Source organism: Phaeobacter sp. CC-HEC084 (genome assembly GCF_059429255.1).
In genome coordinates this window covers 696,757-723,289 of the sequence record NZ_JCAIJQ010000009.1, presented here as the reverse complement: position 1 = coordinate 723,289, position 26,533 = coordinate 696,757, and the positions used below count along the sequence as shown (strand labels likewise).

Here is a 26,533-nt window from a genome sequence, read left to right as displayed (position 1 = left end):
CCTTTCCCTTGGAGAAGTCGATAAAAAGCCTTGTATGGCAGGGGTAAACCGCTAATTTGCTTATCCCGGCCACTGCCTGAGGCAAGACAAAAAGGACAAGGGACATGAAGATCAGCATCGAACGCGGCACGCTTCTCAAGGCTGTGGCCCAGGCACAATCGGTCGTAGAGCGGCGTAACACCATTCCGATCCTCGCCAATGTGCTGATCGAAGCCGAGGGCGATACCGCCCAGTTCCGCGCCACCGATCTGGACATCGAAGTGGTCGATAAGGCCCCCGCGCAGGTTGAGCGCGCCGGAGCGACCACCGTGGCTGCGACCACCCTGCATGAAATTGTGCGCAAACTGCCCGATGGCGCGCTCGTGACCCTGACTGCCGATGCCGCCACAGGCCGCCTGACGGTCGAGGCAGGCCGGTCGAACTTCTCGCTGGCGACTCTGCCGCGCGAAGATTTCCCGGTAATGGCCTCGTCCGAGTATCATTCGAATTTCACCGCCAACGCGGCCATGCTGCGTCGCCTGTTCGACAAGTCGAAATTTGCGATTTCGACCGAAGAGACGCGCTACTACCTGAACGGTGTCTACATGCATGTGGCCGACAGCTCCGAAGGCGGCAAGGCGCTGCGCTGCGTGGCGACCGATGGTCACCGTCTGGCGCGGATCGATGCGCCGCTGCCGATGGGCGCCGAGGATATGCCGGGCGTGATCGTGCCGCGTAAAACCGTAGGTGAGCTGCGCAAGCTGCTGGACGATGACGAGATGGACATCGCCGTTTCGGTCTCCGAAACCAAGGTCCGCTTTGCCACGCCGAACATCACCCTGACCTCTAAGGTAATCGACGGCACCTTCCCGGATTACACCCGCGTCATTCCGGTGGGGAACACCCGCCGTCTGGAAGTGGATGCAGCCGAATTCGCCAAGGCTGTGGACCGGGTCGCCACTGTCTCTTCGGAACGTTCCCGCGCGGTCAAGCTGCAGCTGGAAGAAGATCGCCTGATCCTGTCGGTCAACGCGCCCGACAGCGGCGCCGCCGAGGAAGAGCTGGCGGTTGCCTACAGCGACGAGCGCCTGGAAATCGGCTTTAACGCCAAGTATCTGTTGGAGATCGCCAGCCAGGTGGATCGGGAAAACGCGGTGTTCCTGTTCAACTCTTCCGGCGATCCGACCCTGATGCGCGAAGGCAATGACGAAAGCGCGGTTTACGTCGTCATGCCGATGCGCGTCTGACGGCACGGATCCGGCGCTACGGACCCGGCATAGGGTTCTCACTATCAGGAAAGGGGCGCCCTAAGTGCTTGCCCTGACAGAGTTGACAATGTCTCACTTCCGCTCGCATTTGCGGGCGGAACTGCATTTGGATGGGCGGCCCGTGGCGCTGTTCGGGCCGAATGGGGCGGGTAAGACCAATATCCTTGAGGCGGTATCGCTGTTTTCCCCGGGCCGCGGCCTGCGCCGCGCCAGCGCTGCGGAAATGACCCGCCGCCCCGAGGCGCTGGGGTGGAAATTGAAGGCGACTCTGCAGGCCCCCACACAGTCCTACGAGGTGGAAACCTGGTCCGAAGGCGGCAACGCCCGGCAGGTCAGGATCGACAACAAGGCCTCCAACCAGATCGCACTGGGGCAGATCTGCCGGGTGGTCTGGCTGATCCCTGCGATGGACCGCCTGTGGATTGAAGCCGCCGAGGGCCGTCGCCGGTTTCTGGATCGCATCGTGCTCAGTTTTGACCCCTCTCATGCCGAGGCGACGCTGGCCTACGAAAAGGCGATGCGCGAACGCAACCGCCTGCTGAAAGACCAGAACCGCGATCCGGCCTGGTACCGGGTGTTGGAAACGCAGATGGCCGAGACCGGCCACCGCATCAGCGCCGCGCGGATTGCGGCGGTGTCGCTGCTGCAAGAGGCGCAGGCGGCCGCCGAAACCGCCTTTCCCGTGGCTGAACTGGAGCTGATCCAGACCGAAGGCACCATGCCCGCAAGCGCAGAGGACCTGCGCGAGGCGCTGGCCGAAAGCCGGTTCCGTGATCTGGCGGCGGGGCGCACGCTGGTCGGCCCCCATCGTACCGATCTGATCGGAACCTATGCGGCCAAGGGCGTACCGGCCCGCGATTGTTCCACCGGAGAGCAGAAGGCGCTGCTGGTCTCGCTGATCCTTGCCAATGCCCGTGCGCTTGCGGGGCGCGAAGGGGCGCCGCCGATCGTGTTGTTGGACGAGGTCGCAGCGCATCTGGACGCGGCCCGCCGCGCCGCGCTTTATGATGAGATCTGTGCGCTGGGGGCGCAGGCCTGGATGACGGGGACCGAGGCAGAGCTGTTTGCAGAAATGGGTGGTCGCGCCCAGATGCTGGAAATCACCGAGGGCGCAGGCGGATCAAAGGTAGAGGTGCGGTCATGACCCTGTCGATCTGGGATCTGGTGCTTTATGCGGGCGGGCTGTTCGTTCTGTTCCTCACCCCGGGTCCGGTCTGGCTGGCGCTGCTGGCGCGGGCGGTGTCCGGCGGGTTTCATGCTGCCTGGCCGCTGGCGCTGGGAGTGGCTTGCGGCGATATCCTGTGGCCGCTGGTAGCGGTGGCGGGCATGTCCTGGCTGGTGTCCGAATTTGCAGGCATCATGACCGTCCTGCGCTGGGTCGCCTGCCTGATGTTCCTGTTCATGGGCATCACCCTGATCCGCCACGCGGGCGCGCGTATTCAGGAAAACAGCGCTTTACTCCGCCCCGGCACCTGGGCTGGGTTCATGGCCGGGATTGCCGTTATTCTGGGCAATCCCAAAGCGATCCTGTTCTACATGGGGCTGCTGCCGGGGTTCTTTGACCTTTCCGCAGTCACGAAGGTGGATGTGGCAGTGATCGTGACGCTGTCTTTTTTTGTGCCACTGATGGGCAACCTGATTCTGGCGGCGCTGGTGCACCGGTTGCGGGCGCTGCTGTCGTCGCCATCAGCCCTGAAGAAGGTCAATCTGGTGTCCGGCGGCCTCTTGATCTGCGTCGGGCTGATCATTCCCTTTTCCTGATAGCTTGTTGGCTCAGGGTGGTCAGGCTTGCGGCGCCAGCCAGGCCTCCAGAAATGGGCGCAGCGCGTCCAGTGGGGTCTGTTCGTTGGGACTGGACATGCAGAACCAGATCGCGATCACCTGATTGAGAAAGGCCTGAATGCCTTCGGCCAGGAATTGCGCCGGGTAATCGTCGCGCACCAGTCCTGCCTGTTGCAGCTGCGCGATCCAATCGCCCCAGATGGCGATCTGGCGGTAGAAGCCTTCGGTCACCACCTCATCCGTTTCGGTGCCGGTGGATCCTGAATAACGCAGCAGCAGATCAAAGATCACCCGGTCTCCGGCCACATACTCCAGCAGAGGTGCGATACGTTCCAGCAGGGCCTCGCGGCTGTCTGGCGCCTCCTTTTCCTCCATCTGGTCAAGATGGCGCATCACCTCGGCCCCGATCAGCACCGCGAGCAGTCCGTCCTTGTCTCGGAAGTGGGAAAACAGCGTGCCCTTGGCCACGCCTGCGCGGTTTACAACGTCTTCAACCTTGAGACCGCTGTAACCTTCGGTCGCAACAAGCTCGGCTGTGACCTCCAGCAGTTTGGCACGGGTTTCAAGTCGGCGTTTCTGGGGCTGTCGCGGCATCTGCGTCCTCATCAAGGAAATGTGACCCTGGTCAATTTAAATATTGACCAGGGTCATTTATTGAGTCAATAAACTGACCAAGGTCAATTTAGTTGTAGGAAGTGTCAGATGTCCACCAAGAAAATCATCGTCCTGAATGGTCACCCCGGTGAAACCTCGCTGTCGAAATCGCTGTGCGATACCTATGCCACCTCGGCCAAGGCCAAGGGTCACGCGGTGCGCTTTCACGATATCTCTGCCATGCAGTTCGACATGGATTACGGGCAGGGCGGTTATAAGAACCCCAAGCCGCTGGAGCCGGATCTGGAAGCCTTCCTTGCAGATCTGGAGTGGGCCGATCACGTGGTGGTGGCAACGCCGCTGTGGTGGGGTGCGATCCCGGCCAAGCTGAAAGGCGTCTTTGATCGCGCGCTACTGCCCGGTCGGACTTTCGACACGCGCAACCCGAACATGATGGGAGTTCCGGCACCGATGCTGACCGGCAAGACCGCCCGGGTGCTGCTGACATCGGACACGCCCCCACTGCTGCTGAAGCTGATTTACAGCAATGCGATCAAGAAAATCATCAGCCGTCAGATCCTTGGCTTTGTCGGTGTGAAGCCGACCCGGTTCTCCTCCTTTGCGCCTGCCACGGATGCCAAGGGCAAGAAGGTCGAGGGGTGGCTGCAAAAAGTCGCCGGTCTGGGGGCAAAAGCCGCTTGAATCCAAGAATAAAAGGGGCGCGTGCGCGTGACATTCCCCCCCGGACTGCGTATAAAATCTGAAAGCAAAAACAGGAACGCGCGAATGTCCGGAAACGAGCACGCCCCCGCCGAATACGGTGCGGATTCCATCAAAGTTCTCAAAGGCTTGGAGGCGGTTCGCAAACGCCCTGGCATGTATATCGGGGACACCGACGATGGATCGGGCCTGCACCATATGGTGTATGAGGTCGTCGACAATGGCATCGACGAGGCACTGGCGGGCCACGCGGACGCCGTGACGGTGAAAATTCACGCCGATTCCAGTGTTTCTGTCAGCGACAACGGTCGCGGCATTCCGGTGGATATCCACGCTGAAGAAGGGGTCTCGGCGGCTGAGGTCATCATGACCCAGCTGCACGCGGGCGGCAAATTCGATAGCAACTCCTACAAGGTCTCTGGCGGTCTGCACGGCGTGGGTGTTTCGGTTGTGAACGCCCTGTCCGACTGGCTGGAGCTGCGCATCTGGCGCAATGGCAAGGAGCACATCGCGCGGTTCGAGCGCGGCGACACGGCCAAGCACCTTGAGGTCGTGGGCGACTGCGGTGACCGTACCGGCACCGAGGTCCGCTTCCTGGCGTCGACCGACACGTTCTCGAACCTCGAATACTCCTTTGAAACGCTGGAAAAGCGTCTGCGGGAACTTGCCTTCCTCAACTCTGGTGTGCGGATCATCCTGATCGATGAACGCCCGGCCGAGCGGCTTGAGACAGAGCTGTTCTACGAAGGCGGTGTGAAGGAATTCGTCAAGTACCTCGACCGGTCGAAAAGCCCGGTCATGGATGCCCCGATCTATATCGTGGGTGAAAAGGACGACATCGGCGTCGAAGTGGCGATGTGGTGGAACGACAGCTACCATGAAACCGTGCTGCCCTTTACAAACAACATTCCACAGCGCGATGGCGGTACCCATGTGGCGGGCTTCCGCGGTGCGCTGACGCGGACCATCAACAACTACGCGCAATCTTCCGGGATCGCCAAGAAGGAGAAGGTCTCATTCACTGGTGACGACGCCCGCGAAGGTCTGACCTGTGTGTTGTCGGTCAAGGTGCCTGATCCCAAGTTCTCCTCTCAGACCAAAGACAAACTGGTCTCCTCCGAGGTTCGCCCGGTGGTGGAAAGCCTGGTGAACGAGAAACTGGCCGAGTGGTTCGAGGAAAACCCGACCCAGGCCAAGGAAATCGTCGGCAAGATCATCGAAGCCGCCCTGGCCCGCGAAGCCGCCCGCAAGGCGCGCGAACTGACCCGGCGCAAGACGGCGATGGATGTGAACTTCCTTGCCGGCAAGCTGAAGGACTGTTCCGAGAAAGACCCCTCGAAAACCGAAGTCTTCCTCGTCGAGGGTGACTCCGCTGGGGGTTCTGCTCAGACGGGTCGAGACCGCCAGACGCAGGCAATCCTGCCCCTGCGCGGTAAGATTCTGAACGTGGAGCGCGCGCGCTTCGACCGGATGCTGGGAAGCCAGGAAATCGGTAACCTTGTGATGGCGCTTGGCACCGGTATTGGCCGGGATGAGTTCGACATCTCCAAACTACGCTACCACAAGATCGTCATCATGACCGATGCGGACGTGGACGGCGCCCATATCCGGACGCTTCTGCTGACCTTCTTCTATCGCCAGATGCCCGAGCTGATCGAGGGCGGCTATCTCTATATCGCCCAGCCGCCGCTTTATAAGGTGGCCCGTGGCAAATCCGAGGTCTACCTGAAGGATCAGGCGGCGCTGGATGACTACCTGATCCACCAAGGCGTTGAAGGCGCTGTTCTGAAACTGGGATCGGGCGAGGAGATCGTCGGGCAGGATCTGGCCCGCGTGGTGGATGAGGCGCGTCAGCTGCGTCGTGTCATCGATGCCTTCCCGACCCATTACCCCCGCCATATTCTGGAGCAGGCTGCCGTTGCAGGTGCCTTTGTTCCCGGCGCGGTGGATGCCGACCTGCAGGGCGTTGCCGACAGGGTTGCTAAGCGGCTCGACCTGATTGCACTGGAGTATGAAAAGGGCTGGCAGGGGCGCATCACCCAGGATCACGGTATCCGTCTGGCCCGCATCCTGCGCGGCGTTGAGGAGGTCCGCACGCTGGATGGTCCGATGCTGCGTTCGGGTGAGGCGCGCAAGACCGGCAGCTTTACCCAAAGCCTGCAGGAGATCTACGGCCAGACCGCGACGCTGGTGCGCAAAGAGCGCAGCCAGCTGATCCACGGTCCGCTGGAGCTGTTGAAGGCGATTCTGGAAGAGGGTGAAAAAGGCCTGTCGCTGCAGCGCTACAAGGGACTGGGCGAGATGAACCCGGATCAGCTGTGGGAAACTACGCTGGACCCGGACGCCCGCACCCTGTTGCAGGTGCGCGTAGACGACATGGTCGAGGCCGACGATCTGTTCACCAAGCTGATGGGTGATGTGGTCGAACCGCGCCGCGAATTCATCCAGAAAAACGCGCTGAGCGTGGAAAACTTGGATTTCTGATCCACAGAATTGCGTTCCGTCAGCCGGTCTATATGTCGGCTGACGAAGCCCGCGTGTCGCAGGGTGGGCGATCAGCTGATTTCGATCAGCTGGTTTGTCGCTTTTTCGATGCTCAGCTGCTGGGCAATCCAGGCCGCAAACATCTTGATCAGCTCCAGATCGCTGCTCTCAAAGGGCGTGCGCGGTTCTGATGAGGTGAAGTTGACCGTGCCGAACCGTTCGCCATCGACCACTAACGGTACCCCGATATAGGTTTCAAGAACAAACAGACTGTAACAGGGGTGGGGTGCGTCTCCGACCTCCTGCGCCGAGCTGCAGGCAATCGGGCCATTGGCCTCCATCGCGCGTGCGCAGCAGCAATCGGCGATCTTGAACCGGCTGCCGCGTTCGATTTCCGCGATCTGGGAATAGCTGTAGAGCACGGTGTAGTCTTCGCCGTGAACCCAGCTAACCAAAGCCGAATCCGTTTGAAAATGGGCGCAACCCATTTTGAGAATTTCACGGATCTTTTCATTGGTCTCAAGCTCTTGATCCGAAGAAACCCGATAGAGCCTAGCGAGCAATTCGTCAAAAGCGCGCGGTTTTGAAATGTCGCGGGTAATACCGAAATACCCCAAAACGACGCCACGGGAATCGCGAATTGGGCCGCCTGTTGTTTCGCCTAAAAAGGTTTTTCCATTTGATCGCAAATAGTTGCTTTCGTAATTATGTTGCTCTGCGGATCCGGATGGATTGAAATGTGCCGCGCCTGCGGACAGGTAGCCTTCTTCAGTTGGGTAAAGAATGGTGGTGCTGTGGCCGACCATCTGATCGATGGTGTGGCCAAACATGCTTAACGCGGCATTGTTGGCCCAGACGATGCGGCGGTTTTCATCCGCTACGATGACGGCTTCGGGCAGGTCGCGGAACAGGCTGGGGATCGATACTTTTCCAAGTTTAATATTGGCCGCTTCCTCTGGACGGTGCAGCAGCTCGGCTGAGCAATTGATCATCGAAATCACCTCATCTCAACATTTCTAAAATTGACTGTGCAAAATGGCACAAGCACCAGCGATCGAGCTTTGAAATACGCAAGCCTTGATAGGAGTCGCTGGCTACAATTAAATAAAATGAAAAAGTCGTGAAGAGAATGCAAGATTAAAATTCCACCAAGAGCGGTATCGTGGAGGAAACTATTCTGCTTTAAGGCTTATTTCTGAAGGTTTACAGAACGGTCCACCTTAAAGGGCAATCGTGCCCAGATGATCCGCCCCGCGCGCCCGGGCCAGTTGCATTTGCTTCTGCCGCTCCCGGAACCGGGCTTTGTCGGCCTCGCTGGTCTCATTGATGCACATATGACAGGAGACCCCGGCCTCGTACTCGGGGCGCGACTTGTCCTCGGGCAGCAGCGGGCGACGACAGCCGTGGCACAGCTCATGCGGACCTTCCTTCAGCCCGTGCCCGACAGAGACACGGTTGTCGAAGACAAAGCACTCCCCCTGCCAGCTGCTGTCCTGTTCCGGAACCTCTTCCAGATAGCGCAGGATGCCGCCTTTCAGGTGGTAGACATCCTCTACGCCCTGACCCAGCAGGAAATTGGTGGACTTCTCGCAGCGGATCCCGCCGGTGCAGAACATCGCAACCCGCTTGTTGTGGAAACGGTCCTTGTTGGCCTCCCACCAGGCGGGGAATTCCCGGAAACTGCTGGTTTCGGGGTCGATCGCGCCTTCGAAGGTGCCGATCGCCACCTCGTAGTCATTGCGGGTGTCGATCACCACCACATCGTCTGAGCGGATCAGATCGTTCCAGTCTTCCGGCTCGACGTAGTTGCCGACGCGGGCCTTGGGGTCCACATCGGGCTGGCCCATGGTCACGATCTCTTTTTTCAGACGGACTTTCATCCGTCCAAAGGGCGCATCGGTGGCGGTCGCTTCTTTCCACTCCAGATCGCTGCATCCGGGCAGGGCGCGGATATGCGCCAGCACGGCGTCGATCCCGGCGCGCGGACCGGCAATGGTGCCGTTGATCCCCTCACGCGCCAGCAACAGAGAGCCTTTGACCTCCTGTGCGAGGCAGAGATCCAGCAACGGCCCCCGCAAAGCGTCGGGGTCGGAAAAGCGGGTGAAGTGATACAGGGCAGCGATGGTGTACATAGCCAGCCCTTTACACCAGAGTCTGAAAATCCTGCAAGATGGGCTGTCGTGACGGCCCGGCTTTTCAGCGTGGTAATTGGTCGCGTTGCCGATCAGGCAGCATGTCGGAATGCTTCGTCCCGCAGTGGGCGCGGGGATTGACGCAACAGATGCTGCGCCCTACGCCTTGTGAAACGAGACAGGATAGTTTCATGCCCAGTGCTTTGATCGTTATAGATGTTCAGAATGACTTTTGCTCTGGTGGTGCGCTTGCAGTGGCCGGCGGCGAAGAGGTCACCGCCCCGATCAACGCCATGATGGATCGCTATGATGCGGTCATCCTGACCCAGGACTGGCACCCGGCGGGACACTCCTCCTTTGCCTCCAGCCATCCGGGCGAAGCTGCCTTCGGCGTGGTCGAGATGCCTTATGGACCGCAGGTTCTGTGGCCCGATCACTGTGTGCAGGGTACCCCCGGCGCTGCCTTTCACAAGGATCTGCGGCAGGACGGGGATCTGATCATCCGTAAAGGGTTTCGTGCGGCAGTGGACAGCTATTCGGCCTTTTTCGAGAACGACAAGACCACGCCGACCGGGCTTGAAGGATACCTGCGCAATCGGGACTTGATGGATCTGACGCTGGTAGGCCTGGCAACGGATTTCTGCGTTGCCTTCTCGGCGCTGGATGCCGCGCGGCTGGGATTTGATGTCCGGGTTGATCTCTCGGCCTGCCGGGCCATCGATCTGGAGGGATCGCTCAATACAGCCTTGAAGGACATGCAGGAGGCGGGTGTCCATTTGGGCCAGGGACCTGCTTAGTGTTTCTTAAAGGGAGTTTCGTTAATTCAAAGAGCGGATTGACACGCGCAAGGATAGACGATGAATGAGCAGCGCATGTCTGGTAATGGACCGCTGACAAGCCACTACCAGAAGTATAGCTCGGCCGGCTTGTTTGATCGCTATTCCAGAGGGCGCATCAAGGGTTTCAAGTCGCGCCTTGTGTTTGCGGTGCTGGTGTCCCTTGCGCTGGCCTATCTCATCTTGCCTGCCGTTGCTCTTCTCAGCTTTCTGGCGTCGATGCTCCCCGACCTTTTGGACTGCTGGTATCTGCATCAGGCCCGCAATCGCCTGCGCCGGGATGCCGCCGCTGAAAAACGGGTGCGGAGCGTCAGTTCCGCGACCGCAGCCCTTCACGGGATTGGCGTTGCCATCGCTGCCACGGCGCCGCTCTGGTCCGTTTATGTGGATGCAGGGTCGCCGGAGTTTTCGGAGCGGCATGACCAGCTGTTTTCCATTGCCCTGCTGACCAGTGCGGCGATCAACGCAGGCTTGCTGTTTCCCTTCCACCGGATCGCGGTGTTCTTCCGTCTGGCGATCTATACGGCGACGCCTATCCTTATACTTATCGTGCGGGGGCCGGTGCTGCGCGGTAGCAGCACGGACACGCAGCTTCATTTCGCCGGGCTTTTGGTATTCTTTGGCTCGCTGATTTGGCTGCTGACCTTTACCACGCGCGGTTTCCACCGCACCCGCAGCAGCCTGCTGGCCCAGGCCCTTCAGCGGCAGGAGTTGGAGACCGCCTATCAGCGCCTTTATGCGCAGCAACTTGAGACCCAGCGGCTGGCGCTGGTGGCCCGTCACGCCAATGACAGTGTCATGCTGATGGACAAGACCGGCAATATCATCTGGGTCAACGATGCCTTCACGCGGATCACGGGATGGCGCGCGGAAGAGGCGATCGGCCGTCAGCCCGGCGATCTTCTGAACCACCCGGACACCGACCCGGCGAGCCTTGACGTCATTGTCGAAGGGCGCAAGAGGGAGGAGCCCTTCAGGGTACAGGTGCTGAACCAGCGGCGGGACGGGAAAACGCTTTGGCTGGAGACCAATCAGGTGCCGATGCGGGACGATACCGGCGCCGTCACCACCTATATCGCGGTAGAACGCGATATCACCGAGTCCAAGGAATACGCCGCCAAGCTGGAAAAGGCCCGCCTCGCCGCCGAGGAAGGCGCGCGGGCAAAATCCGAATTCCTTGCCACCATGAGCCACGAAATCCGCACCCCCATGAACGGGGTGATCGGCATGGCGCAGCTGCTCGAAGACACCGACCTGGATGAAGATCAGAAGCTCTATGCGGATACCATCCTTAGCTCGGCCCGGACGTTGCTGGATCTGATCAACGATGTCCTTGACCTGTCCAAGCTGAACTCGGGCGAGGTGTCCCTTGATGCCGTGGATTTCAATGCCCGCCGCTGCTGCGAAAACACCCTGCGCCTGCTGAAGTCGCAGGCCGATGCCAAGGGGTTGAAGCTGGTCTTTGAATGCGAGGACACTGTCCCGGCATTGCTGAATGGTGATGACCGCAAGCTCGGCCAGATCCTGACGAACCTCATCGGCAACGCCATCAAGTTCACCGAGACCGGTCAGGTCAAGGTCACGCTGCTGGCGGAGAACAGTGATACCGGCCGGGATGTGACCATCCATGTCGCCGATACCGGGATCGGGATCAGCAAGGACATGCTGAGCAAGATCTTCGAACGGTTTTCCCAGGCTGACGCCGCCATCAGCCGCCGCTTTGGCGGCACCGGCCTCGGGCTTGCCATCTCGCGTCGCCTCGCAGTGGCCATGGGCGGGGAAATCACCGTCGCGTCTGAGCCGGGGCAGGGATCCTGTTTCACCGTGCGCCTGCCCTTCCAGGAAGCGAAAGATCCTGCCGCCGCTGCCCAGCAGGCCTGTGGCGCCTCCGTTGTTGACGAAGAGGTGCCCGCGGCGCTGAACGGATTGCGTCTGCTGGTGGCGGAGGACAACAAGGTCAATCAGATCCTGGTCCAGAAGTTCCTCAAGGATTTCCCGGTGGAGATCGAACTGGCCGAGGATGGCGCCAGAGCGCTGGAACTGACCCAGTCTTTTCAGCCCGATATCATCCTGATGGATATGAGCATGCCGGTCATGGACGGTCTCGAAGCGACCCGGGCAATCCGGGCGTTGCAGATCCGCCAGCCGGTGATCATCGCCCTGACGGCCAACGCCTTTGACACCGACAAGGCCGATTGCCTGGCGGCGGGCATGGACGAATTCCTCACCAAACCGATCAACCGCAAACAATTGATCGATGTCCTGCTGACCCACGGGGGCCACAGACACAACCTGCGCGCAGGCTGATTTCCTTGCTCCGGGCGTGGGCCTGCCCTATCACGTTGTGAAACAACGGAGCGAGGCCGCCGGTGGATATTGCAACCCGCGTCTACAATCACAAATGGAAGATCGATCCGATCATCCGGTCATTGATTGATACTGATTTTTACAAGCTGCTGATGTGCCAGTCGGTGTTCCGCAGCAAGCCGGACACCCAAGTCACCTTTTCGCTGATCAACCGGTCTTCGCAGGTGCCGCTGGCCCGGCTCATCGACGAGGGCGAGCTGCGCGAACAACTGGATCACATCCGGTCGCTGTCGCTGTCCCGCGGCGAAAGCACCTTCCTGCGCGGCAACACCTTCTACGGCAAACGCCAGATGTTCCGCCCCGATTTCATGGAGTGGTTCGAAGGCCTGCGTCTGCCGCCCTATCATCTGGAGCGCAAGGGTGATCAGTACGAGCTGACCTTCGAAGGCAAATGGCACGAGGTCATGCTGTGGGAGATCCCGGCGCTGGCGGTGCTGATGGAGCTGCGTTCGCGCGCGGTTCTGAACGACATGGGCCGGTTCGAATTGCAGGTCCTTTATGCCCGCGCCATGACCCGCGTCTGGGAAAAGATCGAAGCCCTGCGCAAGATCGACGGGCTGTCGATTGCCGATTTCGGCACCCGGCGGCGGCACGGCTTCCTGTGGCAGGACTGGTGCGTGCAGGCGATGATGGAGGGGCTGGGACCGAAGTTCACCGGGACCTCCAATTGCCTCATCGCCATGCGTCGCGAGGTTGAGGCGATCGGCACCAATGCGCATGAGCTGCCGATGGTCTATTCCGCCCTCGCCGAAACGGATGAGGATCTGGCCCGCGCGCCCTATGATGTGCTGTCGGATTGGCATGATGAACACGACGGCAACCTGCGCATCATCCTGCCCGACACCTATGGCACCAAGGGGTTCCTGGAGCACGCGCCGGACTGGCTGGCGGGTTGGACCGGGATCCGCATCGACAGCGGCGATCCCGCTGCGGGCGCCGAGGTCGCGATCAAATGGTGGCAGGACCGCGGGGAGGATCCGAAACAGAAACGGGTGATCTTCTCGGATGGTCTCGACGTGGACAAGATCGCCGAGCTGCACGGGCAGTTCGCGGGCCGGGTCAAGGTGTCCTTCGGCTGGGGCACCTTGCTGACCAATGATTTCCGCGGGCTGGTGCCGGATGACGCGTTGGCGCCGTTCTCGCTGGTGTGCAAGGCGGTCAGCGCCAATGGCCGCCCCACGGTGAAACTGTCGGACAATCCCGAAAAGGCGATGGGACCGGCGGATGAAGTTGCCCGTTACAAGCGGGTATTCGGCGTGGGCGAACAGGAACGCATCGACGTCATCGTCTGAAGCGCTTCTAACGGAGGCGGTGGCTCCCGCGCGGAAGGCTCGCATGGAACATGCAAGTCTTCCCCTTGGGCCCCGCAGGCCGCGCCGAAGGCGCGGCCTGCGGCCTCGCGATGCGCAAAGCGCAGCGCAAAACCTCTTCAGTTGGGCTGTGTCAGCCGTGATAGGCAGCGACGGTTTTCAGCTGGGAGAAGCCATAAAGCGCTTCAAAGCCTTTCTCTCGGCCATGGCCGGATTTGCCGACACCGCCAAAGGGCAGCTCCACACCGCCCCCGGCGCCATAGTTGTTGAGGAAGACCTGACCCGCACGCAGCTTCTTTGCCAGCCGCATCTGGCGGGCGCCATCGCTGCTCCAGACGCTGGCCACGAGGCCGTAGTCGGTGGAATTTGCGATCTCTACGGCTTCCTCTTCGGTGTCAAAGGGGATCATCACCTGCACCGGGCCAAAGATTTCATCCCGCGCCAGCGCGTGATCGGCGGGCACATCGGCAAACAGGGTCGGGCGCACATAGGCACCGTCCTCGGGCGCGCCGTCCACGATCACCCCCTGCGCGGCCACTGTCAGATCCGCGCCCTTGGCCAGGAAGCCTTCGACGATTTCCTTCTGCCGGGCCGAGATCAGCGGCCCCAAACGCAGGTCTTCGGGGGCCGGTCCTACGGTCAGCTCTGCATAGGCGGCGGACATGCGGGTCTTGACCTCTTCATAGACGCCGCGCTGCACCAGAATGCGCGAGGAGGCAGAACAGGTCTGGCCGGCGTTCTGAATGCCCGCGTTGACCAGAAACGGCAACGCTGCATCCAGATCAGCATCGTCAAACACCAGCTGCGGGGATTTCCCGCCAAGCTCCAGCGTCACCGGCACGACGTTCTTGCCCGCGGCCTGCTGCACCAGGGCGCCGGTGGCCACCGAGCCGGTGAAAGAGATGTGATGCACGCCGGGGTGCGCGGTGAGAGCCGCGCCGGCCTCGGCGCCCAGTCCCGGCACCACGTTCAGCGCCCCGTCGGGCAGGCCCGCATCCAGCGCCAGCTGGGCAAAGGCCAGCGCGGTCAGGCAGGCTTCCTCGGCCGGTTTCAGAACGCAGGCATTGCCCATCGCCAGCGCTGCGCCAACCGAGCGGCCGATGATCTGCATCGGGTAGTTCCAGGGCACGATATGGCCGGTGACCCCATGCGGTTCGCGCAGCGTATAGACGGTGTAGCCGTCCAGATAGGGAATGGTCTCCCCGTGTACCTTGTCCGCAGCGCCGCCGTAGAATTCGCAGTAGCGCGCCAGCGCCACCGCATCGGCACGGGCCTGGGTCAGGGGTTTGCCGACATCCATTGCTTCCAGCGCCGCCAGCTCATCCACCCGCTCCAGCACCAGCTGGCCGATGCGGCACAGGATACGGCCACGCTCCAATGCGGGCATCTGGCCCCAACCGCTGTCTAGCGCCGCTTCGGCAGCCCGCACGGCGGCGTCGATGTCCTCGGCGCCGCCACGGGCGATCCGGCACAGTTCGTTGCCGTTCGACGGATTGATCAACGGCAGGGTCTCCCCGCTTGCCGAGGCCTGCCAGCTGCCGCCGATCAGGCAGAAACTGGGATCGAACCAGATATTGTTTTTTTCAGTCATGAGTGGGTCCTGTAATCTGGAAGGAATAGCTTTTGCTTTGCAACTCGGTAAAGGGTGCGCCCTCGCGCAGCTCGGTAACCCCGGGCAGGACGCTCAGACAGGTGCCCCAGAAGGCCAGGGCCGACGGGGACTGGGCCGAAATGCCCATCCGCCAGCGCCCCGGAAACTCCTGAAACAGGATCTCTGCCGCTGCCCGGCCAAAGCCATGGCGGCGATGCGGGGCAAAGATCGAAAACTCGGACAGCTCGCGCCGGTCGTCGGGCAGGTTCAGAACCAGGGCAAAGCCGATGCGTTTCCCGGCATTCAGCACCCAGAAGGCGGTGACATCCTTGCGGTGCAGCATCTGCCGTGCCCTGTCGCCCGGATCGATCCGGGCCTGGCTTGCGGTTTCTTCGAAATACCCCGCCAGAACACTGGTCAGAACCGCATGCTCCTTTGGCAGGATCAGGGACAGTGTCAGGCTCATGCCGCTCCCTGCGTCAGATCGGGCAGAACAGGGGCGGCGGCAATCAGGGCCTGCGTATAGGGATGCCGGGGCGCCGACAGCACTTCTTCGGTGGCGCCTTCCTCGACGATCTGGCCTTTCTGCATCACCAGGCAGCGATCGGTGATTGTGCGCACCACCGAAAGATCGTGACTGATGAACAGGTAGGTGAGCTCATAAGCCTCACACAGCTCGGCCAGTAGGTCGAGGATTTGCGCACGGACAGAGACATCAAGGGCCGAAACCGCTTCGTCGAACAGGATCAGCTCGGGCCGGGTGATCAGAGCGCGGGCAATGGCGATGCGCTGGCGCTGACCGCCGGAGAACTGGTGAATGTATTTGTTCGCATCCTGCGGCCCCAGGCCGACGGCGGTCAGGGTCTCCGCGATCAGATCGGTGCGGGCGCTGCCGGTGGGGGCATTGGGCTGGCTGTAGAAGGGTTCGGTGATCAGCCGGTCGACCCGGTGACGCGGGTTGAAGCTGCCAAAGGGATCCTGAAACACCACCTGCATCTTACGGCGCGCCTCGGCCGCGTGACCGGCCGAAATCGGCTTCCCGTCAAGCAGGATTTCACCACTCTGAAGTGGCTCCAGCCCCAGAATTGCCCGTGTCAGGGTCGATTTCCCGCAGCCTGACTCGCCCACAAGGCCCAGCCGCTCGCCGCGGTTCAGGGTAAAGGAGACCTCGTTCACGGCGCGGAAATGCTGCTGCGGGACAAAGGGTGATTTGCGCGGCAGGCGGTAGTCACGTACGGCGCCCTTGACCTCCAGCAGCGGTTTCGGTTCCGGGGCCGTTGGCAGGGTGACCTGATGCGAGGAGGCGGCGAAGAGCATCCGCGTATAGGGGTGGCTCATGTTGTGCAGCAGCCAATCGGTTTCCCCGGTTTCGACCACTTCGCCGTGGCGCATGACGACGATCCGGTCGGCCAGATCCGCCACCACGGCCAGATCATGGGTGATGATCAGAAGCCCCATGCCGAATTCCTGCACCAGATCCTTCAGCAGGTCTAGGATCTGGGCCTGAGTGGTCACGTCCAGCGCAGTTGTCGGTTCATCCGCGATCAGCAGTTTCGGGCGCAGGGCGATGGCCATGGCGATGACGACCCGCTGGCGCTGACCTCCGGACAGCTCGTGCGGGAAGCGGCTGAGCGGGAAGCGATCCGCAGGCAGACCGACCCGGTCGAGCATGTCGCGGGCGCGTTGTTCGGCCTCTTGTTTCGTCATGGCGCCGTGGATCAGGATGGTCTCCATCACCTGATCGCCAATCGTCCTGACCGGGTTGAGCGCGGTCATAGGCTCCTGAAAGACCATGCCAATAGATTGACCGCGTAGGGCGCACATCTGCGCTTCGCTTTGCCGGGTCAGATCGGTGTTTTCCAGCAGGATCTGGCCCTGGATCGTGGTCCTCTCGGGCAGCAGTTGCATGACGGAAAAGGCGGTCATGGATTTGCCGGAGCCGCTTTCGCCGGTGACGGCGACGATCTCTCCGGCAGCGACCGAAAGGGTCACGTTCTTCAGGATCGGATGGCTGCCGATGGAGAGCGACAGGTCGGTGATATTCAGCAGGCTCACGTCTGGCGTCCTTCCATAAGATCACACCAAGGGGAGCGCCCGAGCCTGGATGGGCGCAATGCGCCCTCCCGGGGGGAGGGTCGGGCGCGGCCCGGCTGTGCCAGGCACATGGCCATTGCGGAGATGTGGGAAAGCGGTGTCATGTGCGGGCCTCCCGCAGTTTGGGGTCCAGCCAGTCGCGCAGCCCGTCGCCCATCAGGTTGAGGCCAAGCACGGTCAGCACGATGGCCGATCCGGGAATGATGGCCAGATGCGGGGCAAAGCTGACCATGGTCTGCGCATCCGCCAGCATGCGTCCCCAGCTGGGAGTTGGCGGCTGCGCGCCAAGGCCGACATAGCTGAGGCCCGCTTCGGCCAGAATGCCAAGGCTGAACTGGATGGTGCCCTGCACGATCAGCAGGTTCGCCACGTTGGGCAGAATATGCTCGGCTGAAATCCGCGCTGCGCCCTTGCCCGCGACCTGCGCCGCGAGAATGAATTCCCGCTGCCAGAGCGACAAGGCCGCCCCCCGGGTGATGCGGGCGAAGACCGGGATGTTGAAGATGCCAATGGCGATGATCGCGTTTATGGCGCCGGGGCCAAAGATGGCGGTGATCAGGATCGCGATCACAAGCGACGGGAAGGCAAAGACCAGATCGTTGCCGCGCATGATCAGCTCGTCCAGAACGGAGCCCTTGCGCGCCGCCGCCGTTAGCCCCAGCGGAATGCCGATGGCCATGCCGATACCGACGGCCACCAGCGCCACCGCCAGCGAGGTGCGCGCGCCCACCATGATCATCGAAAAGATGTCGCGTCCGAAGTGATCGGTACCCAGCCAGTGCACGGCGTTCGGCCGCTGCAACTTGTCCGGGATGGCCATCGCCGTGTGGTCAAAGGGCGTCCAGACAAAGGACAGCAACGCCGCCAGCAGCACCAGCGAGGACAGGAATATGCCAAGGATCAGACTGCGGCTCATGTGCGGCTCCTCAGCCGGGGATCGACCAGCGCATAGGCCAGATCGACCAGAAAGTTCACGGTGATCACGGCAAAGACCAGCAGCATCACCACTGATTCCACCACGATCAGATCGCGCGAGGAAATCGCCTGGAACACCAACCGACCAAGGCCGGGCAGGTAGAACACCTGCTCGATGATGATCGCCCCGGCCAGCAGAAAGGAAAACTGCAGACCGATGATGGTCAGCACCGGGATCATCGCGTTGCGCAGCCCATGCCGCCACAGCGCCTGCCTGCGGGTCAGACCCTTGGCACGAGCGGTGCGCATGAAGTCCTCACCCAAGATATCCAGCAGGGCGGAGCGCATCACCCGCGCCAGAATGGCCGCCTGCGGCAGGGCCAGCGCGATGGCGGGCAGGGTCAGGGATTTCATCCCGGCCCAGATGCCGTTTTCCCAGCCGCCAAAGCCCCCGGCGCTGAACCAGCGCAGGTTGATGGCAAAGACAAGCACAAGCAGCATCGCAAACCAGAAGTTCGGAATGGCGACGCCCAACTGGGTCGCGCCCATCACCGCCATGTCCCCGGGTTTCCCACGCCGCGCGGCGGCATAGATCCCGGCGGGAAAGGCGATCAGCGTCGACAGCGCCAGCGCATAAAGCGCCAGCGGCAGCGATACCCACAGCCGGTCGGCGATCATCTCGGCCACCGGGGTGCGGTAGGTATAAGAGGTGCCGAAATCGCCGGTCAGCATGCCGCCGATCCAGGTCAGGTAACGGTGAAGCTTCGATTCATCGAGCCCCAGCTCACTGCGCAGGGCCGCCACGGTGTCAGGCTGGGCGTTGATGCCCAGCATGAAGGACGCCGGATCGCCGGGCGCGATTTCGATCACCGCGAAGATCACGATAGAGGCCACAGCCAGGCTGAGGCACAGCGAAAGCAGTCGTTTGAAAGAATATTGTATCATTGTGACACAGGCTAGAATCAGCAGAGGGATCGGTCCAGAGCAAGCAGCGCAGAGGGTGAAACTGGCGCTATTATTTTTGTGATCTGGCCGTGAAAAATTGCCAATTCGGTCATCTTTTGTGCGGCTAACGCGCAGCCGTCGTGAAGCGTGCGAAATCCGAGCTAAGCAGCAGACATCAAAGCCATTTTTTCTTCAGGGCATTCACGATTCGATATGCGATTCCGTCTGGTCCGAGCCGCTGGCCGACGGAGAGGTAAAAGTACGGAGCGGGCATGAAAAAGGGCGCGCCGTAGCGCGCCCTTTGTTGGGGTAGATTGGCAGGGCTTATTCGGACCAGCTGACAGCAGTCAGGTCGGTCGCCTGTGTCGGCGCATTGGCCCAAAGACCCTGAAGATCAGCCTTTGCCACGCTGAGAGAAGCCAGCTGGAACAGGTACCCGTTGACGTAGTCGTCGGCGATGATCTTTTGCGCCTGCTGCAGCATCGCGGTCCGCTGATCGGGATCGGTGGTGCCGTTCAGGTCGGTCATCAGCTGCTGGAAGTCCGGATTGTCATACTGGAAGTAGTATTCCGGGCGGGCATAGATCCCGATGTCCATCGGCTCGGTATGGCTGACGATGGTCAGGCCAAAGTTCTTGCCGCGGAAGACGGTTTCCAGCCACTGCGCCCATTCTACGTTGATGATCTCGGCCTTGATGCCGACATTTGCCAGCTGGGCGGCGATGATCTCACCGCCACGGCGGGCATAAGAGGGCGGAGGCAGGTGCAGGGTGGTTTCAAATCCGTCCGGCAGACCGGCCTCGGCCAGCAGCGCCTTGGCCTTTTCCGGATCAAAGGCGGACTGACCGGTCAGATCCACATAGGCCGGGTTGTGCGGCGCGAAATGGGTGCCGATCGGAGTGCCATAGCCGAACATGGCGCCATCGATGATAGCCTGACGGTCGATGGCATGGGCCAGCGCCTCGCGCACCTTCACATTGTCAAAGGGCGCCTGTTTGTTGTTGGTCGAAAGGATGGTTTCCCCCTCGGTTGAACCGACCAGAACCTGGAACCGCGGATCGGCGTCGAACTGCGGCAGGTTCTCGGGCGCGGGGAAGCCGGAAAAAGCATCCACATCCTCGGCCATCACGGCTGCAAAGGCGGCGGTGGGGTCCGAGATGAACTTGAAGGTGGCCTTGTCCAGTTTCGCGGGGGCGCCCCAGTAATCGGCGTTCTTTTCCAGATCGATGCGGTCGCCCTGCACCCAGCCTGCGAATTTGAAGGCACCGGTGCCCATCGGCGCGGTCTTGATGTCCTCGATGCTTTCCGGCGCCACGATCACGGCATCGCCCCAGGCCAGATTGAACAGCAGGCTGCCGTTAGGCTGGCTCAGCGTGACTTTGACGGTCATCGGGTCAACCACGGTAACATCTGCGATGTCCGAGAACAGTGCCTTTTGCGCATTGGCGCTGTCTTCGGCGCGGGCGCGGTCCAGGCTGAATTTCACGTCTTCGGCGTCCATGGTGGTGCCGTCATGGAAGGTGACGCCGTCGTGCAGGTGGAATGTATAGGTCAGACCGTCCTCGGAAATGTCCCAGCTTTTGGCGAGACCCGGCACAACCGAGCCATCCCCCATAAAGCGGGTCAGACCTTCGAAGACGTTGGAGTAGAGGACCTGATCGATGGCCCCGGCAGCGGCGCTGGTCGGGTCCAGATGCGGCGGTTCCAGCTGCAGACCGATGGTGACGCTGTCTTTGGCCCAGGCGGCTGCGGTGCTCAGCGCCAGCGCGGAACCGGCGGCAAAGAGGATGGATCTGAATGTCACTTTGAAACTCCCTGATGTTGGAAACACGCCCTTGTTGGCGGGCTTGCCAGAAGTCTGTCCTGATTTTGCAGTGTTAATCAAGAGCCTGTCGCGTTTTGGCGTTGCGGCAGAAAGAGACAAGGGGGGAGACATTTCGCGCACTGGATGCTGCGGGTGCGAAATGATACCCCTCCGCAACCCAAAACCAACGTGGGAAGAAGATGAGCGCGAACCTCCAGACCAAGGCCATCACGGCCGAAGATATCCGCGCCCGAAAGGGCCAGGATCCCATCGTCAGCCTTACAGCCTATACCACCCCGATGGCGGGGCTGATGGATGACACATGCGATTTCGTTCTGGTGGGGGATAGTGTCGGCATGGTGCTGCATGGGCTGCCCTCGACTCTGGGCGTCACCATGGAGATGATGGTCCTGCACGGTCAGGCGGTGGCGCGGGGGCTGAAACGGGCGCTGATGGTGATCGACATGCCTTTTGGCAGCTACGAGGAAGGTCCGGCACAGGCCTTTGGCAATGCGGCGCGGCTGATGCGCGAAACCGGTGCTGGCGCGGTCAAGCTGGAAGGCGGGATCGAGATGGCCGAGACCATCCGGTTCCTGGTCAAACGCGGCATCCCGGTGATGGCGCATATCGGTCTGACGCCGCAGTCGATCAACACGCTGGGCGGTTACAAGGTGCAGGGCCGCAATGAGCAGGCAGAGGCGGTGATTGCCGATGCCCACGCCGTGGCCGAGGCTGGCGCCTTTGCCGTTGTGCTGGAAAAGGTGCCACAGGTCCTGGCCGACCAGATCACCGCAGAGATCGTCATTCCGACTATTGGTATCGGCGCCTCGGCAGGCTGCGACGGGCAGGTTCTGGTGCTGGATGACATGCTGGGCATGTTCGCCGCCTTCAAACCGAAGTTTGTCAAACGCTACGCTGATCTTGGCCCCATGGCCGAGGCCGCGATCAAGGAATACGCGACCGAGGTGCGCAGCCGTAGCTTTCCGGCGGTTGAACATGTTTTCGCGGATGCGGCGCCCGGCGCCAAGAAGGGCTGACCAATACGATGACTGCTCCTATTTTGCGCCGCCTTGCGGATCTGCGCGAACAACATGCCACCTGGATCCGCGCTGGTGAACTGGTCGGTGTCGTACCCACGATGGGCGCCTTGCACGCCGGTCACCTGTCGCTGGTCGAGGCGGCCAAGGCAGCCTGCGACCGGGTCATCGTGACCATTTTCGTGAACCCGAGGCAATTCAACAGCCCCGAGGATCTGGCCAAATACCCGCGCACCGAACAGGCGGACGCCGAAAAACTCGCGCCGTTTGATGTCGATGTGGTCTATGTACCGGACCCCGATCAGATCTATCCCGATGGCTATGCCACCTCGGTCTCGGTCGAAGGTATCACAGACGTTCTGGAGGGCACCTTCCGGCCCGGACATTTCGATGGTGTTGCCACCGTTGTGGCCAAGCTTTTCCTGCAGACCGGCGCCCACAAGGCGTTTTTCGGCGAAAAGGATTTCCAGCAGCTGATGGTGGTGCGCCGCATGGCGCGGGATCTCGATATCCCGATCGAAGTCGTAGGCTGCCCCACCGTACGCGAAGACTCTGGTCTTGCCATGTCCTCGCGCAATATGCGCCTGTCGGCGGAGGCTTTGGACAAGGCCGGTCGGCTTTATCCCATCATGACGGGCTGCGCGGATCGACTGGCTGCTGGGGAAACCTTCGACCAGATCGAGCCAGAGGCGCGCGCCGCCCTGAAGGCCGCGGGTTTTGGTGAGGTCGAGTATCTGGACCTGCGCTGCGCTGACACTCTGGCACCGCTGCAAACCCCAACCCGGCCCGCGCGGCTCCTGGTGGCGGCATGGCTCGATGGGGTGCGGCTGATCGACAATATCGCGGTTCCGCAACTAAGTGATTAGTCGGGTCTGGTCGCGCTAACACTTTTGCGTCTAAAGTCTGCCCTCAGAAGACAGGAGAGAGGGCAGGAGATGAGTTTTATTCTGGCGATCGACCAGGGCACGACCTCGACGCGGGCGATTTTGTTCGACGGGGAGATGCAGGTCGCCCATACCGCGCAGCAGGAGTTCCCGCAGTATTTCCCGCAGGCCGGCTGGGTGGAACACGACCCCGAAGAAATCTGGTCCTCCACGCTGGAGGTCTGCCGCCGGGTGATCGCGGAACAGGGCATTTCGGCATCTGATATCACCGCCATCGGCATCACCAACCAGCGCGAAACCACGGTGGTCTGGGACCGGGAAACCGGTCAGGCCATCCACAAGGCCATCGTCTGGCAGGACCGCCGCACCTCGGCGATCTGCGAAGAGCTGCGGGCCGCCGGGCATGGCGATCTGGTACACAAGACGACGGGTCTGCTGCTCGATCCCTATTTTTCCGGCACCAAGGTCAAGTGGATCCTCGACAGCGTGCCCGGCGCCCGCAGCCGCGCGGCCGAGGGCAAGCTGATGTTCGGCACCGTGGACAGTTTCCTGATCTGGCGGCTGACTGGCGGCGCCGCCCATGTGACCGATGCCACCAATGCCGCGCGCACGCTGATGTACGACATTCGCAAAGGCGGCTGGAGCGCCGAGATCTGCGAGGTTCTGGATGTGCCGATGCAGATGCTGCCCGAGGTCAAGGACTGCGCCGCAGACTTCGGCATCGCTGCGGCCGAGCATCTCGGCGCTGAAATCCCGATCCTCGGCGTGGCGGGGGATCAGCAGGCGGCCACCATCGGTCAGGCCTGTTTCCAACCCGGCATGATGAAATCCACCTATGGCACCGGTTGTTTTGCATTGCTCAATACCGGCGCGACGCCGGTTGAATCCCGCAACCGGATGCTGACCACCATCGCCTATCAGCTGGATGGCCAGCCGACCTATGCGCTGGAAGGATCGATCTTTATCGCGGGCGCAGCGGTGCAATGGCTGCGCGACGGGTTGGGCATCATCGGCTCGGCGCAGGAAACCGGCGGTCTGGCAGCCTCGGCAGACCCCGGGCAGGACGTGATCCTGGTGCCGGCCTTCACTGGCCTCGGCGCGCCCTATTGGGAACCGGATTGCCGTGGTGGCATGTTTGGTCTCACCCGCAATTCCGGCCCGGCGGAATTCGCCCGTGCCGCATTGCAAAGCGTCGCCTATCAGACCCGCGATCTGTGGGAGGCGATGCGCGCCGACTGGCAGGAGGCTGCCGAGGACAGCGTCACCCTGCGCGTCGATGGCGGGATGAGCGCCAGCGACTGGACCATGCAAAGCCTGTCGGACATCCTCGGGGCCCCGGTCGACCGGCCGGTAATGCAGGAAACCACGGCGCTGGGCGCGGCCTGGCTGGCGGGCATGAAGGCCGGTCTTTATCCCGACCAGAGCGGCTTTGCCGCAACCTGGGCCCGGGATCGCCAGTTTACACCCGCTATGGAGGCGGACCAGAGAGAGGCCGCCTACGGTCGCTGGAAACGGGCGGTGCAGGCGGTGATCGGCGTCTGATCCTGCGGGTCAAACCCGCGCCGATTCGGGTCAAGGGCCGCTCGAGCGGCCCCGCCGCAGGCGGGGGCACCCTTGAGGCGACTCGGCGCAGTCCCAAACTGGAACAGGCGCTTTCAGGGCAGACCTGCCCCTGAAACGCTTCTCAGCAAAACCTGTCGCGGCGCACATCGTGCGCCGCCGGGCCCAACGCAGACCGCGTCATCTTTGATGACACGGGAAAGCGGCGGGAGCGCCCCTGTAGCAGCCGAGGTGGTTCAGTCCAGCTGAGCGCCTTCGGCAATCGTGCGGGGACGGGCGTTCAGCTCTTCGATGCTGAAGCCGGCGATGGATTTGTACTTCGCCGCATGGGCGGCCAGATCCTCCATGGGGATCACATCCTCGACGGTCTCGAAATCGCCGCCACAGAGATCCTCGACCATCTGCAGCACCGCATCCGGTCCGCCGGCGCTGCGGTTGGCGAGGCCGACGTTGGTGGTCAGCGGGCGCACCGCCGCCTCATAGGCTTCTAGCGCGGCAGTGGTCAGCCCGTGCCGCAGCAGTTCGGCGCCGATCAGGCGGGCATCAAGAATGGCCTGGCTCGCCCCATTCGAGCCGACAGGATAGGTCGGATGCGCTGCATCGCCCATCAACGTCACTGATCCGTCGGTCCATTTCGGCAACGGATCGCGGTCCACCATCGGGTATTCATAAACCACATCAGCGCCGCGGATCAGGCCGGGTACGTCGATCCAGTCGAATGTCCAGTCCTCGAAGTCGCCGACAAAATCCTCGATATCCGCCGCGCGGTTCCAGTCTTCCTTCTTCCAGGCGGCACTCGGATCAAAGCTTTTCTCGGCGATCCAGTTGATCGTTGCCAGACCGTCGCTGCCGGGGTCCGAAATCGGATAGGCCACCATGCGCAGGGCGTTGTGGCCGATCATCACCATGGCGCCGCCACCGCTCCAGACCGGGGCCTGCGTCGTGGCGCGCCACAGGATCCGGCCGTTCCAGATCGGCTCGCCTTCGTTCGGGTACATCTGTTTGCGCAGGGCCGAGTGGATGCCGTCGGCCGCAATCAGCAACCGTCCCCCAAGACGCCGCCCATCGTCGAGCAAAAGCACGGCGCCCTCGGGTGTGGCTTCAAAGCCGGTGGCGCGGGCATCGGTCGAAATGCATTCTGCCCCGGCGCGGGCCACCAGCGCCTCATAAAGCATCATCTGTAGGGCGCCGCGATGCACCGAATACTGCGGCCAGGCATAGCCTGCATCCATGCCGCGCGGTTCTTCCCAGATCGTCTTGCCCAGCTTGGTGTAGAACCCCAGCTGCCGGGTGCGTACGCCGATGGCGTCCAGTTCTTTTTCCAGCCCCAGATCCAAGAGTTCCCGCACCGCATTGGGTTGCAAGTTGATGCCAACCCCCATCGGTTTCAGCTCGGGCGCGGCTTCGCAGATGTGAAAGGGCACACCGATCTGGTGTAGCGTCAATCCAAGTGTCAGGCCGGCAATGCCGCCACCTGCGATGAGAAGGGTCATTCCGCGTTTCTCCTGTTCGGTCTGGTGCCCTAGAAAACATGCTTCATCTGATCAGAGCAAGTGCGCGCTGACTCACCCCGAAGGCACAGACCCGGGCCCCGGTCGGTGCAGGCTCAATCCTGAGCGGCGATGATCAGATCGGGGCCAAAGATGACATCGGCGTAGTTGCCAAGATAGATCTTCAGCCAAGGGGTAAACCGGTCGGGGTGGCGCTGCACCTCTGCGATCAGGTCGTGATAGTCGATCCAGCGCGTGTCCATCACCTCGTCCGGATTGGGTTCCAGATTCAGCGGCCGATGGGCGTGGGCCAGAAAGACATCGACCACCTCGTGTTCGATCATGCTGTGTCCGACATCGGCGCGGTATTCCAGCTGGTGGCGGAATTCGGGATAAAGGCCGGTGATGCCCAGCTCTTCGCCCATGCGACGCACGGCGCAGGCAGAGGAGGCCTCATCCCACATCGGATGGGTGCAGCAGGTGTTCGCCCACAGCCCGGGGGTGTGATACTTGCCCATGGCGCGGCGCTGCATCAGGATTTCGGTGCCTTTGACCACGAAGACCGACACGGCCTTGTGCTTCAGCCCTTGTTCATGGGCCGCAAGCTTTTCAACCGGTGTCAGTTCGCCGTTCACCCAGGCCGGGATCGGATGAGTCATCGCGGGTTCAGGTCCGTTTCAATTCCCGTCAGCGGCTTTGGACAAGGGTCCGCTCACCGCATCTTCAATTCGTTATTCGCAAA

General features: G+C 61.7%; 22 protein-coding genes. 11 read left to right on the top strand and 11 right to left on the bottom strand.

The genetic code is table 11. The features are described 5' to 3' along the window. Positions 1-104: 104 nt before the first annotated feature. From dnaN to AC5SSZ_RS20640, 3 genes are all read left to right on the top strand, one after another. Positions 105-1,226 (top strand): DNA polymerase III subunit beta, encoded by a 1,122-nt coding sequence (gene dnaN, locus AC5SSZ_RS20650; RefSeq protein ID WP_065272201.1) that lies wholly within the window; start codon positions 105-107, stop codon positions 1,224-1,226. Between the two features lie 64 nt (positions 1,227-1,290). Then, positions 1,291-2,391 carry a DNA replication/repair protein RecF gene (gene recF / locus AC5SSZ_RS20645; RefSeq protein ID WP_495439831.1) on the top strand — a complete coding sequence of 367 codons (1,101 nt, stop codon included), beginning with the start codon at positions 1,291-1,293 and terminating at the stop codon, positions 2,389-2,391. Further along, complete coding sequence (locus tag AC5SSZ_RS20640) at positions 2,388-3,008, top strand: LysE family translocator (protein WP_274835438.1); 621 nt, start codon at positions 2,388-2,390, stop codon at positions 3,006-3,008. The genes recF and AC5SSZ_RS20640 overlap by 4 nt, the downstream gene beginning before the upstream one ends. 21 nt (positions 3,009-3,029) lie before the next feature. On the opposite strand, the gene AC5SSZ_RS20635 is transcribed toward AC5SSZ_RS20640, so the two are convergent. Further along, complete coding sequence (locus AC5SSZ_RS20635; protein ID WP_495439830.1) at positions 3,030-3,623, bottom strand: TetR/AcrR family transcriptional regulator; 594 nt, start codon at positions 3,621-3,623, stop codon at positions 3,030-3,032. 108 nt (positions 3,624-3,731) lie between these two features. Here AC5SSZ_RS20635 and AC5SSZ_RS20630 point away from each other — a divergent pair, with 108 nt between their 5' ends. Together AC5SSZ_RS20630 and gyrB are read left to right on the top strand one after the other, a co-directional pair. After that, positions 3,732-4,325: an NAD(P)H-dependent oxidoreductase gene (locus AC5SSZ_RS20630; RefSeq protein ID WP_495439829.1), complete on the top strand. Its 594-nt coding sequence runs from the start codon at positions 3,732-3,734 to the stop codon at positions 4,323-4,325. A gap of 84 nt (positions 4,326-4,409) precedes the next feature. After that, complete coding sequence (gene gyrB, locus AC5SSZ_RS20625; protein ID WP_065272206.1) at positions 4,410-6,827, top strand: DNA topoisomerase (ATP-hydrolyzing) subunit B; 2,418 nt, start codon at positions 4,410-4,412, stop codon at positions 6,825-6,827. 71 nt (positions 6,828-6,898) lie between these two features. On the opposite strand, the gene AC5SSZ_RS20620 is transcribed toward gyrB, so the two are convergent. Together AC5SSZ_RS20620 and trhO are read right to left on the bottom strand one after the other, a co-directional pair. Beyond that, entirely contained in the window at positions 6,899-7,819 is a 921-nt protein-coding gene (locus AC5SSZ_RS20620) for a GAF domain-containing protein (protein WP_495439827.1), read from the bottom strand. A 228-nt stretch (positions 7,820-8,047) separates the two neighbouring features. After that, positions 8,048-8,959, bottom strand: a complete 912-nt coding sequence (gene trhO, locus AC5SSZ_RS20615; RefSeq protein ID WP_274835436.1) for an oxygen-dependent tRNA uridine(34) hydroxylase TrhO — start codon at positions 8,957-8,959, stop codon at positions 8,048-8,050. A 191-nt stretch (positions 8,960-9,150) separates the two neighbouring features. Between trhO and pncA the strand changes: the two genes are divergently transcribed. From pncA to pncB, 3 genes are all read left to right on the top strand, one after another. Next, complete coding sequence (gene pncA, locus AC5SSZ_RS20610) at positions 9,151-9,756, top strand: bifunctional nicotinamidase/pyrazinamidase (RefSeq protein ID WP_495439825.1); 606 nt, start codon at positions 9,151-9,153, stop codon at positions 9,754-9,756. Positions 9,757-9,831: 75 nt separating this feature from the next. After that, positions 9,832-12,102 (top strand): PAS domain-containing hybrid sensor histidine kinase/response regulator, encoded by a 2,271-nt coding sequence (locus tag AC5SSZ_RS20605; protein WP_495439823.1) that lies wholly within the window; start codon positions 9,832-9,834, stop codon positions 12,100-12,102. Between the two features lie 62 nt (positions 12,103-12,164). Continuing rightward, positions 12,165-13,454 carry a nicotinate phosphoribosyltransferase gene (gene pncB / locus AC5SSZ_RS20600; protein ID WP_495439822.1) on the top strand — a complete coding sequence of 430 codons (1,290 nt, stop codon included), beginning with the start codon at positions 12,165-12,167 and terminating at the stop codon, positions 13,452-13,454. Between the two features lie 151 nt (positions 13,455-13,605). Here pncB and AC5SSZ_RS20595 read toward each other — a convergent pair whose 3' ends face one another. From AC5SSZ_RS20595 to AC5SSZ_RS20570, 6 genes are all read right to left on the bottom strand, one after another. Then, entirely contained in the window at positions 13,606-15,063 is a 1,458-nt protein-coding gene (locus tag AC5SSZ_RS20595; RefSeq protein WP_495439821.1) for an aldehyde dehydrogenase family protein, read from the bottom strand. After that, a complete protein-coding gene (locus AC5SSZ_RS20590) occupies positions 15,056-15,529 on the bottom strand; it encodes a GNAT family N-acetyltransferase (protein ID WP_347508168.1) in 474 nt (157 codons plus the stop codon). The genes AC5SSZ_RS20595 and AC5SSZ_RS20590 overlap by 8 nt, the downstream gene beginning before the upstream one ends. Continuing rightward, the gene (locus AC5SSZ_RS20585) at positions 15,526-17,118 is read right to left on the bottom strand and encodes an ABC transporter ATP-binding protein (protein ID WP_495439820.1); all 1,593 of its coding nucleotides are present in this window, start codon (positions 17,116-17,118) and stop codon (positions 15,526-15,528) included. The genes AC5SSZ_RS20590 and AC5SSZ_RS20585 overlap by 4 nt, the downstream gene beginning before the upstream one ends. 139 nt (positions 17,119-17,257) lie before the next feature. Further along, complete coding sequence (locus AC5SSZ_RS20580) at positions 17,258-18,073, bottom strand: ABC transporter permease (protein WP_274835430.1); 816 nt, start codon at positions 18,071-18,073, stop codon at positions 17,258-17,260. Beyond that, entirely contained in the window at positions 18,070-19,017 is a 948-nt protein-coding gene (locus tag AC5SSZ_RS20575; protein ID WP_065272216.1) for an ABC transporter permease, read from the bottom strand. The genes AC5SSZ_RS20580 and AC5SSZ_RS20575 overlap by 4 nt, the downstream gene beginning before the upstream one ends. Before the next feature lie 324 nt (positions 19,018-19,341). Next, a complete protein-coding gene (locus tag AC5SSZ_RS20570) occupies positions 19,342-20,820 on the bottom strand; it encodes an ABC transporter substrate-binding protein (RefSeq protein WP_495439818.1) in 1,479 nt (492 codons plus the stop codon). Positions 20,821-21,020: 200 nt separating this feature from the next. On the opposite strand from AC5SSZ_RS20570, the gene panB reads away from it, so the two are divergent. From panB to glpK, 3 genes are all read left to right on the top strand, one after another. Then, entirely contained in the window at positions 21,021-21,857 is an 837-nt protein-coding gene (gene panB, locus AC5SSZ_RS20565; protein ID WP_495439815.1) for a 3-methyl-2-oxobutanoate hydroxymethyltransferase, read from the top strand. Positions 21,858-21,865: 8 nt separating this feature from the next. Continuing rightward, complete coding sequence (gene panC, locus AC5SSZ_RS20560; protein ID WP_495439813.1) at positions 21,866-22,723, top strand: pantoate--beta-alanine ligase; 858 nt, start codon at positions 21,866-21,868, stop codon at positions 22,721-22,723. A 69-nt stretch (positions 22,724-22,792) separates the two neighbouring features. Next, on the top strand, positions 22,793-24,283 hold the full coding sequence (glpK, locus tag AC5SSZ_RS20555) for a glycerol kinase GlpK (protein ID WP_495439811.1): 1,491 nt from the start codon (positions 22,793-22,795) through the stop codon (positions 24,281-24,283). 254 nt (positions 24,284-24,537) lie between these two features. On the opposite strand, the gene AC5SSZ_RS20550 is transcribed toward glpK, so the two are convergent. Together AC5SSZ_RS20550 and idi are read right to left on the bottom strand one after the other, a co-directional pair. Further along, positions 24,538-25,794 carry a flavin-dependent oxidoreductase gene (locus tag AC5SSZ_RS20550; protein WP_495439809.1) on the bottom strand — a complete coding sequence of 419 codons (1,257 nt, stop codon included), beginning with the start codon at positions 25,792-25,794 and terminating at the stop codon, positions 24,538-24,540. A gap of 113 nt (positions 25,795-25,907) precedes the next feature. Next, complete coding sequence (gene idi / locus AC5SSZ_RS20545; protein WP_065272222.1) at positions 25,908-26,450, bottom strand: isopentenyl-diphosphate Delta-isomerase; 543 nt, start codon at positions 26,448-26,450, stop codon at positions 25,908-25,910. Between the last annotated feature and the right edge of the window lie 83 nt (positions 26,451-26,533).

Bases quoted from the DNA above. Each gene is read 5' to 3' on its own strand.
- dnaN (WP_065272201.1), top strand. From the start codon at position 105: ATGAAGATCAGCATCGAACGCGGCACGCTTCTCAAGGCTGTGGCCCAG.
- AC5SSZ_RS20640 (WP_274835438.1), top strand. From the start codon at position 2,388: ATGACCCTGTCGATCTGGGATCTGGTGCTTTATGCGGGCGGGCTGTTC.
- AC5SSZ_RS20635 (WP_495439830.1), bottom strand. From the start codon at position 3,623: ATGCCGCGACAGCCCCAGAAACGCCGACTTGAAACCCGTGCCAAACTG.
- AC5SSZ_RS20630 (WP_495439829.1), top strand. From the start codon at position 3,732: ATGTCCACCAAGAAAATCATCGTCCTGAATGGTCACCCCGGTGAAACC.
- gyrB (WP_065272206.1), top strand. From the start codon at position 4,410: ATGTCCGGAAACGAGCACGCCCCCGCCGAATACGGTGCGGATTCCATC.
- AC5SSZ_RS20620 (WP_495439827.1), bottom strand. From the start codon at position 7,819: ATGATCAATTGCTCAGCCGAGCTGCTGCACCGTCCAGAGGAAGCGGCC.
- trhO (WP_274835436.1), bottom strand. From the start codon at position 8,959: ATGTACACCATCGCTGCCCTGTATCACTTCACCCGCTTTTCCGACCCC.
- pncA (WP_495439825.1), top strand. From the start codon at position 9,151: ATGCCCAGTGCTTTGATCGTTATAGATGTTCAGAATGACTTTTGCTCT.
- AC5SSZ_RS20605 (WP_495439823.1), top strand. From the start codon at position 9,832: ATGTCTGGTAATGGACCGCTGACAAGCCACTACCAGAAGTATAGCTCG.
- AC5SSZ_RS20595 (WP_495439821.1), bottom strand. From the start codon at position 15,063: ATGACTGAAAAAAACAATATCTGGTTCGATCCCAGTTTCTGCCTGATC.
- AC5SSZ_RS20590 (WP_347508168.1), bottom strand. From the start codon at position 15,529: ATGAGCCTGACACTGTCCCTGATCCTGCCAAAGGAGCATGCGGTTCTG.
- AC5SSZ_RS20580 (WP_274835430.1), bottom strand. From the start codon at position 18,073: ATGAGCCGCAGTCTGATCCTTGGCATATTCCTGTCCTCGCTGGTGCTG.
- AC5SSZ_RS20575 (WP_065272216.1), bottom strand. From the start codon at position 19,017: ATGATACAATATTCTTTCAAACGACTGCTTTCGCTGTGCCTCAGCCTG.
- panB (WP_495439815.1), top strand. From the start codon at position 21,021: ATGAGCGCGAACCTCCAGACCAAGGCCATCACGGCCGAAGATATCCGC.
- panC (WP_495439813.1), top strand. From the start codon at position 21,866: ATGACTGCTCCTATTTTGCGCCGCCTTGCGGATCTGCGCGAACAACAT.
- glpK (WP_495439811.1), top strand. From the start codon at position 22,793: ATGAGTTTTATTCTGGCGATCGACCAGGGCACGACCTCGACGCGGGCG.
- AC5SSZ_RS20550 (WP_495439809.1), bottom strand. From the start codon at position 25,794: ATGACCCTTCTCATCGCAGGTGGCGGCATTGCCGGCCTGACACTTGGA.
- idi (WP_065272222.1), bottom strand. From the start codon at position 26,450: ATGACTCATCCGATCCCGGCCTGGGTGAACGGCGAACTGACACCGGTT.